This is a genomic window from Rhodopseudomonas palustris (genome assembly GCF_003226555.1).
GTDB lineage: Bacteria > Pseudomonadota > Alphaproteobacteria > Rhizobiales > Xanthobacteraceae > Rhodopseudomonas > Rhodopseudomonas palustris_I.
Genome location: NZ_QKQS01000007.1, coordinates 26,227 through 41,371, shown reverse-complemented (window position 1 = coordinate 41,371; position 15,145 = coordinate 26,227). Strand labels below are relative to the sequence as shown.

Sequence of the window (15,145 nt, the reverse complement as noted above, 5' to 3'; positions counted from 1 at the left end):
TCGACCTCTCCCCGCACGCGGGGAGAGGTTAGGCCACACCCGTTTCAAGGGGTACTAACTCGCCGACGTCAGATGCCGCCGCCGGCGGAGCTGCAGCGCGCTGCGGTGGCCGTCGCCGGTCGGCTGATAGAATTCGGTGTAGCGATGCGTCGCTTCGCCGAAGGCGTGCGCGTCCGCATCTTTCTTGACGTCGAGCGCGTCGAAGCCGTTGCGGACCAGGAAGGTGAACTGATCGCGCAGCACTTGCCCGGTGGCGCGCAGCTCGCCGCGATAGCCATAGACCTCGCGCAGCCGCCGCGCCTGGCTGTGGGCACGGCCGTCCTTGTAAGTCGGGAACACCAGCGCGATCAGCGCCAGCCGGTCGAGCCACGGCTTCAGCTCGGCGACGTCGCGGCTGTTCGGCCAGATCACGCCGAGCGGGCTGTTGCGCGCCACCAGCCGCTCAGGATCTACCAGAAAGCGAGCAGCCGAGATCAGCACCGCGCCCTCGGCCGGCAGCTCGGCATCGTCGACGACGGCGACGAATGCGTCGGACGCAATCTGTCCGTTCTTAACGAGTGGCATAGACCCGCTCCTTGAAGGGCTCGACGCCGAGTCGCTTGACGGTGTCGACGAACAATTCGTCCGGCCGCTGCCGCAGGCTGAGATAGGCCTCGACGATATCCTCGATCACGTCGGCGACTTCGCCGTAGGGCACCGCGGGGCCGATCAGCACGCCGAGCTCGGCGCCCTCGTCGGCGCGGCCGCCGATGGTGATCTGATAGAACTCCTCGCCGTTCTTCTCGACGCCGAGAATCCCGATGTGGCCGACATGGTGATGGCCGCAGGCATTGATGCAGCCGGAGATGTTGATGTGCAGCCGGCCGATCAGCGCCGCGGTGTCGGGATTGGCAAAGCGGCGCGACAGTTCCTGGGCGATCGGGATCGAGCGCGCATTCGCCAGCGAGCAGTAATCGAGCCCCGGGCAGGCGATGATGTCGCTGACGAGACCAACGTTCGGGGTGGCGAGGCCGAGCTTGTCGAGCGCCGCCCACAGCGCCGGCAGGTCGCGCCGGGCGACATGCGGCAGCACCAGATTCTGTTCGTGGCCGACGCGGATCTCACCGAACGAGTATGTGTCGGCAAGGTCGGCAACAGCATCCATCTGTTCGGCGGTGGCGTCGCCGGGCGGTCCGCCCGCGGGCTTCAGCGACAGCGTAACGATGGCGTAGCCGTCCTGGCGATGCGGGGCGACCGAGTTGGCGCGCCACGCTTCGAACCGCGCATCGCCGGCGGCGGCGCGCAACTCGTCGGGTTCGGCCGGCAGCTTCTCGTAGGCCGGATAGACGAAGCGCGAGCGGATGTCCTCGATCATCTCATCGTCGAGCGTCAGCGGCCCGTCGCCGATCTCACGCCACGCCTGCTCAACCTCGGCGGCGAATTTGTCGATGCCGAGCTCGTGCACCAGGATCTTGATGCGGGCCTTGTAGATATTGTCGCGGCGTCCGTACTGATTGTAGACGCGCAGGATCGCCTCGATATAGCTGAGGATGTCGCGGCCTGCGACGAACGGCTTGATGGTCCGGCCGATGAACGGGCTGCGGCCGAGCCCGCCGCCGACCAGCACTTCGAAGCCGGTCTCGCCGGCGTCGTTCCTGACCAGCTTCAGACCGATGTCGTGGATCTTGATCGCGGCGCGGTCGTGATCGGATGCGGTGATGGCGAATTTGAACTTGCGCGGCAGGAACGAGAATTCCGGATGCAGCGCGGTGTGCTGGCGCAGAATCTCGGCCCAGACCCGCGGGTCCTCGATCTCGCCCGGCGCGACGCCAGCCCACTGATCAGCGGTGACGTTGCGGGTGCAGTTGCCCGAGGTCTGCATCGCATGAATACCGACTTCGGCGAGGTCGGCGAGCGCGTCGGGCAAATCCTTCAGCGCGATCCAGTTGAACTGGATGTTCTGCCGAGTGGTGAAATGGCCGTAGCCGCGATCGTAGGTGCGCGCCACATGCGCGAGCTTGCGGAGCTGCGCCGACGACAGCGTGCCGTAGGGAATCGCCACACGAAACATGTAGGCGTGAAGCTGCAGATACACGCCGTTCATCAAGCGTAACGGCTTGAACTCGTCCTCGGTCAGTTCGCCCGAGAGGCGTCGGCGCACCTGATCGCGGAATTCGTCGACGCGTTCGTGGACGATGGCGTGGTCGATCTCGTCGTAAGCATACATAGAGCAGTCCTCAAGCCCGAACGGGCAGCGCGATGGTGACGCCGTTGCGCCGGATTTTTTCGCGCAGGTTTCCGGGGCGGATCGCGCCATCCGCGGCGATCTCGACCGGCGCGATGTAGGCGCCGACCGCGCCGACATCGTCGGCCGTCGCGGCGGCGAGCAGCGCGCGCGCCGGCTCGGCCTCGCGCACGATCGCGGCGTCGGCCAGATCGGTCGACCAGCCGCCCTGCGCGGTCCGGTAGATCACCACGCCATCAATGGTGCGGTTCGCAGTGATCACCGAAGGACCGGTGATCTTGATCTTCTGTTGCAGCGGCGAGGTCATTCGGCAGCCATCTGATAGGTCGAGACGAGTTGCAGGAGGTGTTGCTGGCGCCACGGCGCCGAATGCGCGACGACGTCGCCGATCACCAGCAGCGCCGGACCGCCGTCGACCTGATCGACCAGCGCCGGCAGATCGTCGAGCGTGCCGACTGCGGAGGCGGCGTCCGGCCGCGTTACCCGCGCGAACACGCCGACCGGCGTATCGGCGGCGCGGCCGGCGGCGAGCAGCCCTGCGCGGATCGTCGGCGCGGCGCTCATGCCCATATAGACCACGACGGTCATGTTCCGATCGGTCAGCGCCGACCAGTCCACGGTCTCGGCATCCTTGGCCTTGTGCGCGGTGAGGAAGGTGATGCGTAGCGCCTCGTGGCGATAGGTCAGCGGCACCTCGAACTGCGCCGCCGCGCCGAGCGCGGCGCTGATGCCGGGCACCACCGAATAAGAGACCCCGGCTTCGCGCAGCGCTTCGACCTCTTCACCGCCGCGGCCGAACACGAACGGATCGCCGCCCTTCAGCCGCACCGCGCGCTGACCGGAACGCGCCGCTTCGATCAGCAGCTGGTTGATCGCGTCCTGGCCGATGCCCGGCTGGCCGGCGCGGCGGCCGACCGGTACGCGCTTGGCGTCGCGGCGGATGCGGTCGAGAATGTCGGGCGACACCAGTTCGTCGTAGAACACCACGTCGGCGTCCGACAGCGCCCGCAGCGCCTTCAGCGTCAGCAGATCGGGATCCCCCGGACCAGCACCGACGATGCTGACATGACCGTCCGCACGGCGGCCGAGCGAATGCCGCGCGTAGTCGGTGGCGTCGTCGATCTTTTTCAGCTCGGTCTCGGCGTCCGCCAGACGCCCGTCGAGCACGGCACGGCCGATCGGGCCGTCGACCACGCGCTCCCAGAACCGGCGGCGCAACGGGAATTCAGGAATTCGCGCCTTGATCGGCGTGCGCCAGCGGCCGATCAAAGCCGCCAACTCGCCGATCCGCGCCGGCACCACGGTCTCGATCAATTCGCGAAGGCGGCGCGCCACCACCGGCGAAGACCCGCCGGTACCGATCGCCACCACCACGTCGCCGCGATCGACGATCGCCGGAAAGATGAAGGTCGAATGTGACAGCTCGTCCATGACGTTGACCGGCACGCCAAGCGCCCGAGCCTTCGCGGCCAGCGGAGCCGCGATCTCGCCGGCCCCGGCGCACAGCAGCGCAATCGTGCCGGTGAGATCGGCGTTCCGCGGATCGCCGTCCGGGAAACTCACCTGCGCCCGCTCCGCCTCGGACAAGCCGGCCAGATCGCGATCGCCATCGGTGACGTACCAGCGGACCGACGCACCGGCGCCGAGCAACAGCCGCAGCTTGGCGCGCGCCATTTCACCGGCACCGACCAGCACCACGGGTCCCGTCGCCAGATCCAGAAATACCGGAAGAAATCGCATGTCCGCTCCATCGCCACTCGGGCTGTTTAGAATTATTTTCTCCCAGGCCTCGACGCAAGCTGGGCAGGAAGAAAATCATTCCATTCCACCTCGGACGATCCGTAGAGAAGTTTCGTCCCTCGCCTCCGCTTCCCGGAGACGGTCTTTCTCGGCCGCGCCGGGAGCTGATCGGAGCAAGCACCGTGCCGCTATTCCGGCCCCCTACGATTCCCGTCGGCCGCGGCGATCGCAGCGGTAATCGGGAGGTTCCCGAGCTAACCCGCCGTTGTGAAACAGGGCGGGCCTTCTCTTTTGGCGACCTTTGACGCTAAAAGGAGCACCCGGCGCCGCCACGCGGCGATCGGTCATTTTGACCCCTGAAAAGGCGCCAGCGCGCCGTTTTCTCGCGAGACATCCAAAAATGAATCGTATTGACGCCCACGGACTGAAAATCGCGCCTGTGCTGTTCGACTTCATCGCCAAGGAGGCCGCACCGAAAACCGGCATCGCTCCGGACGTATTCTGGGCCGGGCTCGCTGCGATCGTTCGTGATCTGGCGCCGAAAACCCGCGCGCTGCTGAAGACCCGCGACGATCTGCAGGCCAAGATCGACGCTTGGCATCTGGCCAACAAGGGCAAGAAGCAGGACATGGCGGCCTACACCGCATTCCTGAAGGAGATCGGCTACCTCCTGCCGGAGCCCGCCACCGCGCCGGTGGAGACCGCCAATGTCGACGAAGAAATCGGAAAGCTGTGCGGCCCGCAGCTGGTGGTGCCGCTGTCGAATGCGCGCTACGCCCTGAACGCCGCCAATGCACGCTGGGGCTCGCTGTATGATGCGTTCTACGGCACCGACGCGATCCCGCAGGAAGCCACCCAGGCCAAGGGCTACGACAAGGCGCGCGGCGACAAGGTGATCGCCAAGGCCAAGGCGTTCCTCGACCAGTCCGCGCCGCTCGCCACCGGTAGCCACAGCGATGTCACCGGCTACAGCGTGATCTCCGGCCAGCTCTCGGCCAAGCTGAAAAGCGGCAATGCCACCGGCCTGAAGCAGCCTGAACAGTTCGCCGGCTTCCGCGGCGATGCCGCCAATCCGAGCGCGGTGCTGCTGGTCAACAACGGCCTGCACATCGAGATCAAGATCGACCGCGCCAACACCATCGGCAAGGACGATCCGGCCGGCGTCGCCGACCTGATCATCGAGTCCGCGGTCTCGACCATTCTCGACATGGAAGACTCGGTCGCCGCCGTCGACGCCGACGACAAGGTGCTGATCTATCGCAACACCCTCGGCCTGATGGACGGCACGCTGTCGGAGAGCTTCGAGAAGGGCGGCAAGACCGTTACCCGCGCGCTGAACGGCGACCGCACTTACACCGCACCGGACGGCAAGGAGATCTCGCTGCACGGACGCAGTCTTCTTCTGATGCGCAATGTCGGTCATCACATGTGGACCGACGCGGTGCTCGACAGCGAAGGCCAGGAAATTCCGGAAGGCTTCCTCGACGCCGCGGTGTCGGGACTGATCGCGATCCACGACCTCAAGCAACTCGGCAAGACGCGCAACAGCCGCACCGGCTCGGTCTACATCGTCAAGCCGAAGATGCACGGCCCGGATGAAGTCGCCCTCACCGTCGAGCTGTTCGGCCGCGTCGAGAAGATGCTCGGCCTGACGGAGAACACCCTGAAGGTCGGCATCATGGACGAGGAGCGCCGCACCACGGTGAACCTCAAGGCCTGCATCCAGAATGCGTCGAAGCGGATCTGCTTCATCAACACCGGCTTCCTCGACCGCACCGGCGACGAGATCCACACCTCGATGGAAGCGGGTCCGATGATCCGCAAGAACGAGATGAAGGCGCAGCCCTGGATCAAGGCCTATGAGGACTGGAACGTCGACACCGGTCTGGTCGACGGCCTGCCCGGCCATGCCCAGATCGGCAAGGGCATGTGGGCGGCCCCCGACAAGATGGCCGACATGCTGACGCAGAAGATCGGCCACCCGCAGGCCGGCGCCACCACCGCCTGGGTGCCGTCGCCGACCGCCGCGACGCTGCACGCCCTGCACTATCACCAGGTCGACGTGATCGCGCGCCAGCATGAGCTGGCCAAGGGCGGCCCGCGCGCCAAGCTCGAAGACATCCTCACCATCCCGGTATCGAATTCGAACTGGGCGCCGGACGACGTCCGCCAGGAGATCGACAACAACTGCCAGGGCATCCTCGGCTACGTGGTGCGCTGGATCGACCAGGGCGTCGGCTGTTCCAAGGTGCCGGACATCCACGATGTCGGCCTGATGGAAGACCGCGCGACGCTGCGCATCTCCAGCCAGCACCTCGCCAACTGGCTGCATCACGGCGTCGTCACCAAGGAGCAGGTGCTCGACTCCCTGAAGCGGATGGCGGTGGTGGTCGACAAGCAGAACGAAGGCGATGCGCTGTACCGGCCGATGGCGCCGGATTTCGACGGCGTCGCGTTCGAAGCGGCCTGCGACCTGATCTTCAAGGGCCGCAGCCAGCCGAACGGCTACACCGAGTACATCCTGCACGAACGCCGCCGCGAGGCAAAGGCAGCGCATCTGGAAACGGTGCGCTAACCGCCGACTTACTACGTCGCCGTCACGAGGCCTCCCCCGCAAGGGGGAGGCCTTTTGCTTTTGGTAGCTCATCACCGGCCACTGATTTCAAGCGCTTCGAGAACCTATTCCAGGTGACGGCTTGCCGCAGCAGAGCGCGGAACCAAGCCTCGCGCCGTCCGTTGACGGGCTACAAAACACTGGAGGACGAGATGGATTGGAATCGCGTTGAAGGTAACTGGAAGCAGTTCAAGGGTAACGTCAAAGAGAAGTGGGGCAAGCTCACCGACGACGATCTCGACGTGATCGAAGGCCGCCGCGACCAGCTCGAAGGCAAGCTGCAGGAGCGTTATGGCTACGCCAAGGATCAGGTCCGCAAGGACGTCGACGACTGGTTCTCGACCTTGAAGTAATCAATTTCGCTGATCGACGTACAAAGCCCCGGCGCGAGCCGGGGCTTTTGTTTTGAGCGGCCTACCCAGCCGCCGAAAATACTGCCGAAGGATGCGGTAAAAAGAACGGCCGGGCAATCTGCCCGGCCGGATTGCTGGCTTAGAACACCGCCAGATATTTCAGCAGCGAAACGACGCCGATGATAATGACGACAATCCGCGCGATCTGTTTGGCGCGACCATCCAATGGCAGCATGTTGATCAGATACAGCACCAAAATGATGACGAGAAACGTAATTAGAATTCCGATTAGAAGGCTCATCTCTTAGCTCCAACCCACAATGATTCCGCGTGGTTCAATCGCTGAGAAGCCGATCGGTTCCAACTCCGGAACTGGAGGTTTCGGCTCTGAGCTTTCCGGAACGGCCGACCGCGAGCGCAGCACGCGCTGCGCTCGCGGTCCACGCCAAGGATTGGTGGATCAGTCCTGGGCCAGCACCGGCACCTTGGAATAGCCGGCGCGGACATGATCGGCACCGGCCGCCGGCGCGAGCGCGAGCTTGCCGTCGCTGGCGGACGCATTGCGGGCCGCAACCATCAGGCCGTCCTTGCCGGCGATGAGATCGCCCTTGCGGACGGTGGGATCGTCCTCGATCGGGATCTTGGCCAGCCCGAACTGATCCTTGCCGTTGCAAGTGCAGCCGGCGACAATCTCCGTGCGATACTTGAAGGCGTTAGGCAGCTCGGAATACGCCTTGCCACCGGAGGTGCGGGCATTGTCGATCGACGAGCCGTACACGACTTTAGTGTCGCTCGACGGACAGAAGCTGTTGCAGGTTTCTGCCTTCGATTCGCCGCCGGTCGCCGAAATCGGGAAGTAGCGGCCGTCGCAGGTGCGGACGCAGTAAGCCTGACCGCCGCTCGAATAGGTCCGCGCCGTGGGGCGCGACATGCGCTGCTGCGCCCGCTGATCGTAGCCGTCATCGGCGAACGGCAGCGCCGGCAGACGCGGCTGATAGCGCGGCGCGTGGAAGCCGCCGAACAGCGCCTGGAAGAAGTCCTGCGCATGGGCCGGCGTCGCGGCGGCCGCGGCCAATACGACGACGGCACCGAGTCCGATCCGGCCCGAATTGATCTTGCGCATGACCTGTCTCCGGTCTGTCTAGCGTTAGTCGATCGACGAGATCGAAATGTTCATCGCCTGCCGGCTCGGCCGCGCGGTCGATCGTGCCTCGATCGGATGCGCGGCGGACTTCGGCAGCACCACCACGCGGGTACCGACCCCCACCCGGCTGAACAGGTCTTCAACGTCTTCGTTGGTCAGACGGATGCAGCCCGACGAAACGAACTTGCCGATCGTCGACGGGTCGTTGGTGCCGTGAATGCGGTAAGCGGTCGCGCCGAGATACATCGCCCTCGCGCCGAGCGGGTTGCCCGGGCCGCCGGCCATGAAGCGCGGCAGATAAGGCTGGCGCGCGATCATTTCCGCCGGAGGCCGCCAGTCCGGCCACTCCGCCTTGCGGGTGACGGTCTGCACGCCGGACCAGGTGAATCCTTCTCGGCCGACGCCGACGCCGTAACGGATCGCGCGGCCGCCGCCGAGCACGTAGTACAAATAGGTGTTGCCGGTATCGATCACGACAGTGCCGGCCGGCTCCCTGGTGGGAAAGCTGACGACGGTGCGGCGCAGCCGGTCGGGAAGCTGAGCGTCCTCATCACCGACGTTGGCATCGTAGGCCTGGTCGGTCGGCGTGACCATCGTCTCGTCGCCGGCGGTGAACGGGCCGGCCTGCGGCGTCGCCGCATAGCCAAGCGTCTGCGCCGACGCGGCCCCGGCCGGCATCAAGCCCGCAAGCGCGATGGCCGCGATGCCGAGCAGCCACGGCCGCGCCCTGCGCGACGGGGACGGGCCGAATATCGATGTCTTGAAAAGATCAGTCATGATCGCATCCCCGCCAGTTAGTTGCGTCGTCTCGACACGAGCAGCTAACAAACGTCGCCCTGTCCCAAACCGTTCCCGTGCGCTGCGCCGAAGTCATCCCCGATGACTCCGGAACTTTGTGCGACAGCGCGTGTTTAAGGCGATCGGCTGTCGTGAACGGCAGCCAGAACTCTGTTCGATTTTGTCGATTTTGCCGCTGGGGGGTCTCTTGCGCGTTCTTCCAGCCGAGCTTCCAGGCGCACCACTACCCGACAGTCCCGACGATCGGCCGCCGCTGATCAGACGCACCGAGGTCGTGGCGTTCGCGCTGGTATCGCTGCTGCTGATCTTTCTGATCGGCCTGCTCTATGTCGGCAAGCCATTCTTCCTTCCGATCGTCACCGCCTTCGTGGTCGGCACCATGCTTTCGCCGGTAGCCAGCCTGCTGGAGCGCTGGCACGTGCCGCGCGGCGTCAGCGCGGTGCTGATCGTGTTGGCCGGCCTGACCGGCGTCTCGTTCATGATCGGACTGATTTCAGTGCCGCTGATCGAATGGAGCAACCGGCTTCCCGAGCTCGGCTTGCTGCTGCGGGAGAAGCTGCACTTGCTGGACAAGCCTGTGGCGATGTGGCGGCAGTTGCAGTCTGCGCTCGGCGGAGCCGAAACGCTGCCCGCCGCTGCAATCCAGATGCCGAAGATCGGTTGGATGCAGCCGACATTCGAATTTCTGTCGCCGACGCTCACCGAGATCATGCTGTTTCTGGTGACTTTGGTGCTGTTCGTGGCGAGCTGGCGCGGACTTCGAAGGGCGCTGGTGATGCTGTTCGCCGACCGCGTCTCCCGGCTGCGGACCCTGCGGATCCTGAACGAGCTCGAAGAGAGCCTCGGCGCCTATCTGCTGACCGTCACGGTGATCAATCTGTGCTATGGCGCCGCGACCGGCCTGATCTGTGCCGTAGCCGGTATGCCGAACCCCGCCGGCCTGGGCGCCCTCGCGGCGATCCTCAATTTCATTCCAATCCTCGGCCCGTTCGTGATGTTCGTGATCCTGTGCGTGGTCGGGATCGTCAGCATGCCCACACTTGGTGCCGGCCTCCTCGGCGCATTGGGGTTCGCCTGCCTGACTTTCATCGAAGGTCACTTCATCACGCCGACCATCATCGGACGCCGGCTCGCGCTCAATGCGTTGGCGGTGTTCATCGCGATCGCGTTTTGGACCTGGCTGTGGGGCCCAATGGGCGCCTTCCTGGCATCGCCGCTGCTGATCGTCGGACTTGTGCTGAAGGAGCACCTAATGCCCGACGATTCGCCGCAGCTCCCTGGCAGCAATTAAAGCGGTTCATCGTTTGATTGAAACGATCCGACCTTTCCGAAGGTACTGAGTCCTCATCCTGAGGAGCCCGGCGAAGCCGGGCGTCTCGAAGGATGGCGCAACGCATTCCCTGCGTCACATGGTTCGACACGGCGCTACGCGCCTGCTCACCATGAGGTTGTGCTTGTGGCAGGCAGTGCGCTCAGCCCCGATTCTATGGAGAACAGTACTGCTCTAGGCTGGCCGTCAGCCCCTCTCTCTACAATCTTGGCTCGCTCGCAAACGCAAACATCCGCCCAATGCAGGGCGGATGTGATCGAACGACAGACAGGCAGTGAGACGGATGAAGTCAGCCAGATCGTATCAGGCGACGCACCGGCCGGGCTGAAGCTGCTTGGCGACTTCGGTGAGCACGCTCACCACCGGCTCGCAAGCAACAATCCGCTTCGGAGCCATCGCTGGCTTTTTCACGGCAGACCCGCGAAGCGCGCCGCTGACCTGCTCCTGCGGAATTCGAACGAGTACCGACTGCCCGATCAGCGTCACCGCAAAGGTATGACCCGGCTGCGACGCGAGCGGCATCACCGCCCGGTCGGCTTTGCCGGACCGGTTGACGTCCTGCACTGCCGTCGTAATCGATGCCTGTCGGATCAGGTTCGCGCGGCCGAGATCCTCGCCGACCGCCAGTTGCGCCGCGCCGAGCGTCCCGGTGATAGCAAGGGCGCCCAGAATTCCCCGCACGATCTGTGACATGGTTTCTTGCCGCTTTGTTGTAGCAGGCGTTGTGCCGCTTTCCCTATTGCGGCCGCCGCCAGATGTGTTCGACGACGCCCGCAATGATTAATCGCGTGAGTGTCAAGGCGGTTCGATAACCATCGATCAACTGAGCGTGTTAACGATTTTAGCGATCGACCGGAACGGTCCGGGCCGACAGGCGTTCATCGCAAGCCGGCGCAGTCCCCCCTGCCCCAATTCCAAAGCCGGCAAGACAGAGCGCGGTTGTGTGATGCCAACCGCGCTCTGTTCTTTTTTTGAGCCTATTCGATCTTGAGCCGGTTCGATTCAATCGGCCGGGCGCGCACATGCAAACGCCGCCCGGGACAGCCGGGCGGCGTGCTGATTGTGCAGCTGCGAAACGTCAGGAAACGGCGGCGCTCGGCTTTCGATTGCGCGAATTGCGCTGGAAGAACAGCGCCTGGCTCGCGACCGCGGACACCATCGCGGGCTGGAACGGCTTGGAGATCAGGAACGCCGGCTCCGGCCGCTCGCCGGTGAGGAAGCGTTCGGGGTACGCGGTAATGAAAACCACGGGCACTTCGAAGGTGCGCAGCAACTCGTTGACCGCATCGAGGCCGGAGCTGCCGTCGGCAAGCTGAATATCGGCCAGAATCAGACCCGGCTTCTTGGTCTTTGCCAGCGCGATGGCATCTGAATGGGTGCGGGCGACGCCGATGACGTTGTGGCCCAGCCCCTTGACCAGGCTTTCGAGGTCCATCGCGATGAACGTCTCGTCTTCAATGATCAGGACGTCGGTGGCGATGTCTTCGGCCATCTCGCGCCCCGCGGCGTCGACCAACTGCCGGATCTCACCGACCTCGGACTGAAGCACGAAGGCGACTTCTTCCTCAGAGAAGCCTTCCAGCGACAGCAATAAGAATGCTTGTCGCGGCAACGGGGTGATGGCCGACAGCCGACGCTCAGACGGCATCGGCAGGGTCGTCACATCCGCATCGTCGTTGAGCGCGACCGAATTCCAAATCTGGGTAAACAAACGGAAAAGACCGGCCCGCGGGCCGTGCCGTTCGTCGAGCAAGGCTGGATCCTGGAGCAATGCTTCCAGCATCGCGCCCACATAGGCGTCGCCGGAGGTCTGGCTTCCGGTCAGGGCGCGCGCATAGCGGCGCAGCAAGGGCAAATGCTCGGCAACAACCTGTGATCTCGACATCCCCACTCCATCAGTCATCTGGGCCGACGCCTGCGGCGTCCGGGCACCTTTGCGAGGGCAACTACGCCTGAGTCGAGCGAAAGTTCCATTCCCGCGGGGAACTTTCGTGCTGGGACCGCATTAGGCTCCGGTAAAAGGCGGCAGATCAAGGAAAACCCTCGAAGTTCAGGGGACTTGACCATGGGGAAAACATTGGATCAGTCATGCAAGAATTCAAGGCTCAAACCATGAAGAAGTCGGCTCCAGGCACCAAGGGAGGTCTCAACGCCGAGATTCAGGCTCGGATTGGACATCAATTGCGTGCGATGTACGACGACGTCGTACGCCAGGGCGTTCCTGATCGGTTCGCGGAGCTGATCAAGAAGCTGGATGATCCCGAGCAGGCGGCGGAAGCTGCGAAAGCCACGGACACGACCGAGGGGAGGGACTAATGCCTCTCACCGATTCCCTCAGAGACGACATTCTCGCCGCCGTGCCGAGCTTGCGCGCGTTCGCGATCTCGTTGAGCGGCAATGCCGATCGTGCCGATGACTTGGTTCAAGAGACGTTGTTGCGCGCTCTCGCCAACATCGACTCGTTCCAGCCGGGCTCCAACCTGCCCGCTTGGTTGTTCACCATTCTGCGCAACCTGTTTCGCTCGGACTATCGTAAGCGGCGCCGGGAGGTGGAGGATGCTGACGGCAGCTACGCGAAAACGCTGAAGTCACAGCCGGGACAAACCGCGCATTTGGAGTTCGAGGAATTCCGCACCGCGCTGGACAAGCTGCCGCAGGACCAACGTGAAGCACTAATCCTGGTCGGCGCCTCGGGGTTCTCCTACGAAGATGCCGCGGCGATCTGCGGCTGCGCAGTGGGCACGATCAAGAGCCGCGTCAACCGCGCGCGGTCGAAGCTCAGCGCGCTCCTCTACGTCGACGGGGCCGAGGATTTCGGACCGGACGACACGGTGCGCGCGGTGATCGGCGGCAACGGCTAGTCGTTGCTACCCGCCCGGTTGCGCGATCCAAGCTAGCCAATCGAGCGAAAGCCCCACGACCAACCTGCCAGACCTGGGTGCGAGGAGGCCTTTACAAAGAAAGGGCTCCTCGCACCCACGAGTCGGTTTCGCGATCTTGTGGTGCGAATCGCGTGAAACGGCTGGGGCGTCTTGATTCCTACGAACTTTGTTCGACGTGGGATCTTACTTGCGATGACGCGGCCTGGAAGCTGGGCGCACCGGCGCGACGATCTGCCCGGTGCGATCGCGCTCATTGACATCCACCACTGTTTCCAGCGGTGCGTTCAGCTCGTAGACGTAGCTGACCTCGGTGAAGTAACGCTTCGACGTGCCGCCGAGCGCTTCCGGCGCGACGCGATCGAGCAGGATGATCCCGAACTCGCTGTCCGGACGCCGGGTCGCCGCGCTGGTGTTGAACTCCTCCCAGCGGAAATGGAAGGTCGCGTCATTGCCCTCGCCGGCCACCGACCAGCTTGCCACCACGCTCGGATGCTTGCCGACGACGGCCAGGCCTTCGTCGGAATGCGATGCCAATTCGAAGAACAGCAGCGACAGGCTCTGCGCGGCGCGGGCGCTGACCGCGATGTCGGGCCCCTCGACCTTGATCCGGTCGGCATGCGGGATCGCGCGGCCCTCGAATAGTCCCCTCAGCATCACGCCCTGCCATTGGCTGTCGCTGAGCAGCGAAACCACGTTGGACATCGCATGAATCCGGCCGATCAGCAGCTCACGGGCGACATCGAGGTCCGAGCCGTGGCGCAGCGTCCGGGTCACGATCGACTGAATCACCGCCAGGATGTTCTTCACCCGGTGATTGAGCTCGTCGATCACCGCGGTCAAACGCCGCTCGAAGCCGATCCGCATTTGGATTTCGCGCCGCAGCCGGATGTTGCTGTAGCTGACGTAGCCGAACAGGCCGCAGACGATCAGGGTCAGCGCCAGACCGGCAAGGCCGGTGAGCAACGCGATTCGCTGGGCGCGGTCGTAGGGATCGATCTTGGGGTAATAAGCAAGTGACCAGTCGCGGTTACCGAACGTCACGGTGCGCGTGATCATCGGCGCGGTGCCCTCCGGAGCCGCGCGCATCGTCACATCGCCGTTTTCGTCGGCGACCAGCTCGTAACCGTTCCGGCCGGGATCCTTCAGCACTACCGAGAACAACGACAGATCGTCGTTGGTCAGCATCAGCGTCGCAAGATTGTAGGAGAAGGTAACGAAGCCGACGGTGTCGGAGCTGTCCGGATTCCTCACGGGCGCCGCCAGCACGACCCCGACAGGGCCCTTCTGCGTCAATGGCAAGGGATCGGAAACGTGAGGCTGCCCCTCAGCTAGCGCCTGCGCGAAGGTGCGGCCGAGCACCGGATCGTGATCGAGCATTCGTCCAGTGAGGACCATCGTCTCCGGATTTCGCGGCTCGACGTCCATCACCACGTCGAGTGGAACTGCACCGTCGTTCAGCTGCAGCGGCCTGCCGTCGTACTCCCGGACGGTGGGATCGGGGAAACCGGCCTTGGCCAGCTCCGCTTCGGCTGCCCCGACCTCGTCGGGCTTCAACCGCGCCACCCAGGTCGCGAGCACGAAATCGGTCTTAAAAGTGTAGATCGAGGAGCGCAGCGGCTGCAGCATGTCGGCCTTAATCACCGACGGCTTGCGAAACAGACCGGAGGCGACACGGCCGAGCAGTTCCCGCTCGGTGAGGCGGTCCTGAACCTGGCTGGCATGGACGTCGATCGCGCGACCGAGCGCGATCCGCTGGATCGCCGTTTCCTGCTCGTAAACACGGGATGCGGAAAAGCCCGACAGCACCACCCCGACAACTGCGATCAAGCCGATGATGAAGCCAAGCCTAACCACGCTCTTACTCGTCATTCGGGGCGGAGCGCCCCGCCGCTCTTAATTCAAGGTATCGATGTCCGCCTCACCATGAAGAGGCAGGGGCGGCAACGCAACCGGATCATTCCTCAGAATTGGAAGTCAGGCTTTATTCCAAGAGCGGTTCAACACGCCGACCGGAGGGTTGGTTCCTCGCCGATCGATCACGAATACGGTACTCTTACGTA

The 15,145-nt window shown here is 64.2% G+C and carries 15 protein-coding genes; 5 read left to right on the top strand and 10 right to left on the bottom strand.

The window, feature by feature from the left end:
• Window positions 1–54: 54 nt before the first annotated feature.
• From DNX69_RS04825 to cysG, 4 genes are read right to left on the bottom strand one after another with little or no spacing between them, the layout of a single operon-like run.
• A complete protein-coding gene (locus DNX69_RS04825) occupies window positions 55–564 on the bottom strand; it encodes a DUF934 domain-containing protein (RefSeq protein ID WP_110784892.1) in 510 nt (169 codons plus the stop codon).
• Window positions 551–2,206 (bottom strand): nitrite/sulfite reductase, encoded by a 1,656-nt coding sequence (locus DNX69_RS04820; protein ID WP_110784891.1) that lies wholly within the window; start codon window positions 2,204–2,206, stop codon window positions 551–553. The genes DNX69_RS04825 and DNX69_RS04820 overlap by 14 nt, the downstream gene beginning before the upstream one ends.
• 10 nt (window positions 2,207–2,216) lie before the next feature.
• The gene (locus DNX69_RS04815) at window positions 2,217–2,531 is read right to left on the bottom strand and encodes a DUF2849 domain-containing protein (RefSeq protein ID WP_110784890.1); all 315 of its coding nucleotides are present in this window, start codon (window positions 2,529–2,531) and stop codon (window positions 2,217–2,219) included.
• Window positions 2,528–3,964: a siroheme synthase CysG gene (gene cysG / locus DNX69_RS04810; protein ID WP_110784889.1), complete on the bottom strand. Its 1,437-nt coding sequence runs from the start codon at window positions 3,962–3,964 to the stop codon at window positions 2,528–2,530. The genes DNX69_RS04815 and cysG overlap by 4 nt, the downstream gene beginning before the upstream one ends.
• 400 nt (window positions 3,965–4,364) lie before the next feature.
• Between cysG and DNX69_RS04805 the strand changes: the two genes are divergently transcribed.
• A complete protein-coding gene (locus tag DNX69_RS04805) occupies window positions 4,365–6,539 on the top strand; it encodes a malate synthase G (RefSeq protein WP_110784888.1) in 2,175 nt (724 codons plus the stop codon).
• Window positions 6,540–6,730: 191 nt separating this feature from the next.
• Window positions 6,731–6,931 carry a CsbD family protein gene (locus tag DNX69_RS04800; RefSeq protein WP_013504091.1) on the top strand — a complete coding sequence of 67 codons (201 nt, stop codon included), beginning with the start codon at window positions 6,731–6,733 and terminating at the stop codon, window positions 6,929–6,931.
• A gap of 139 nt (window positions 6,932–7,070) precedes the next feature.
• Here the strand turns inward: DNX69_RS04800 and DNX69_RS04795 are convergent, their stop codons facing one another.
• The 3 genes from DNX69_RS04795 to DNX69_RS04785 form a co-directional block, all read right to left on the bottom strand.
• Window positions 7,071–7,232 carry a Thivi_2564 family membrane protein gene (locus DNX69_RS04795; protein WP_110784887.1) on the bottom strand — a complete coding sequence of 54 codons (162 nt, stop codon included), beginning with the start codon at window positions 7,230–7,232 and terminating at the stop codon, window positions 7,071–7,073.
• A gap of 159 nt (window positions 7,233–7,391) precedes the next feature.
• Complete coding sequence (locus DNX69_RS04790) at window positions 7,392–8,054, bottom strand: DUF2865 domain-containing protein (protein WP_110784886.1); 663 nt, start codon at window positions 8,052–8,054, stop codon at window positions 7,392–7,394.
• A 24-nt stretch (window positions 8,055–8,078) separates the two neighbouring features.
• Window positions 8,079–8,852: a L,D-transpeptidase gene (locus tag DNX69_RS04785; protein ID WP_110784885.1), complete on the bottom strand. Its 774-nt coding sequence runs from the start codon at window positions 8,850–8,852 to the stop codon at window positions 8,079–8,081.
• Window positions 8,853–9,060: 208 nt separating this feature from the next.
• Between DNX69_RS04785 and DNX69_RS04780 the strand changes: the two genes are divergently transcribed.
• The gene (locus tag DNX69_RS04780; protein ID WP_110784884.1) at window positions 9,061–10,164 is read left to right on the top strand and encodes an AI-2E family transporter; all 1,104 of its coding nucleotides are present in this window, start codon (window positions 9,061–9,063) and stop codon (window positions 10,162–10,164) included.
• Between the two features lie 342 nt (window positions 10,165–10,506).
• Here the strand turns inward: DNX69_RS04780 and DNX69_RS04775 are convergent, their stop codons facing one another.
• Both DNX69_RS04775 and DNX69_RS04770 read right to left on the bottom strand, forming a co-directional pair.
• Window positions 10,507–10,980, bottom strand: coding sequence for a hypothetical protein (locus DNX69_RS04775; RefSeq protein WP_425327292.1), 474 nt, complete (start codon window positions 10,978–10,980; stop codon window positions 10,507–10,509).
• A 301-nt stretch (window positions 10,981–11,281) separates the two neighbouring features.
• On the bottom strand, window positions 11,282–12,088 hold the full coding sequence (locus tag DNX69_RS04770) for a response regulator (RefSeq protein WP_110784882.1): 807 nt from the start codon (window positions 12,086–12,088) through the stop codon (window positions 11,282–11,284).
• 203 nt (window positions 12,089–12,291) lie between these two features.
• Between DNX69_RS04770 and DNX69_RS04765 the strand changes: the two genes are divergently transcribed.
• A complete protein-coding gene (locus tag DNX69_RS04765) occupies window positions 12,292–12,519 on the top strand; it encodes a NepR family anti-sigma factor (protein ID WP_165825187.1) in 228 nt (75 codons plus the stop codon).
• Window positions 12,519–13,064 (top strand): sigma-70 family RNA polymerase sigma factor, encoded by a 546-nt coding sequence (locus DNX69_RS04760; RefSeq protein ID WP_013504099.1) that lies wholly within the window; start codon window positions 12,519–12,521, stop codon window positions 13,062–13,064. The genes DNX69_RS04765 and DNX69_RS04760 overlap by 1 nt, the downstream gene beginning before the upstream one ends.
• A gap of 204 nt (window positions 13,065–13,268) precedes the next feature.
• Here the strand turns inward: DNX69_RS04760 and DNX69_RS04755 are convergent, their stop codons facing one another.
• On the bottom strand, window positions 13,269–14,939 hold the full coding sequence (locus tag DNX69_RS04755; RefSeq protein WP_110784975.1) for a CHASE domain-containing protein: 1,671 nt from the start codon (window positions 14,937–14,939) through the stop codon (window positions 13,269–13,271).
• Between the last annotated feature and the right edge of the window lie 206 nt (window positions 14,940–15,145).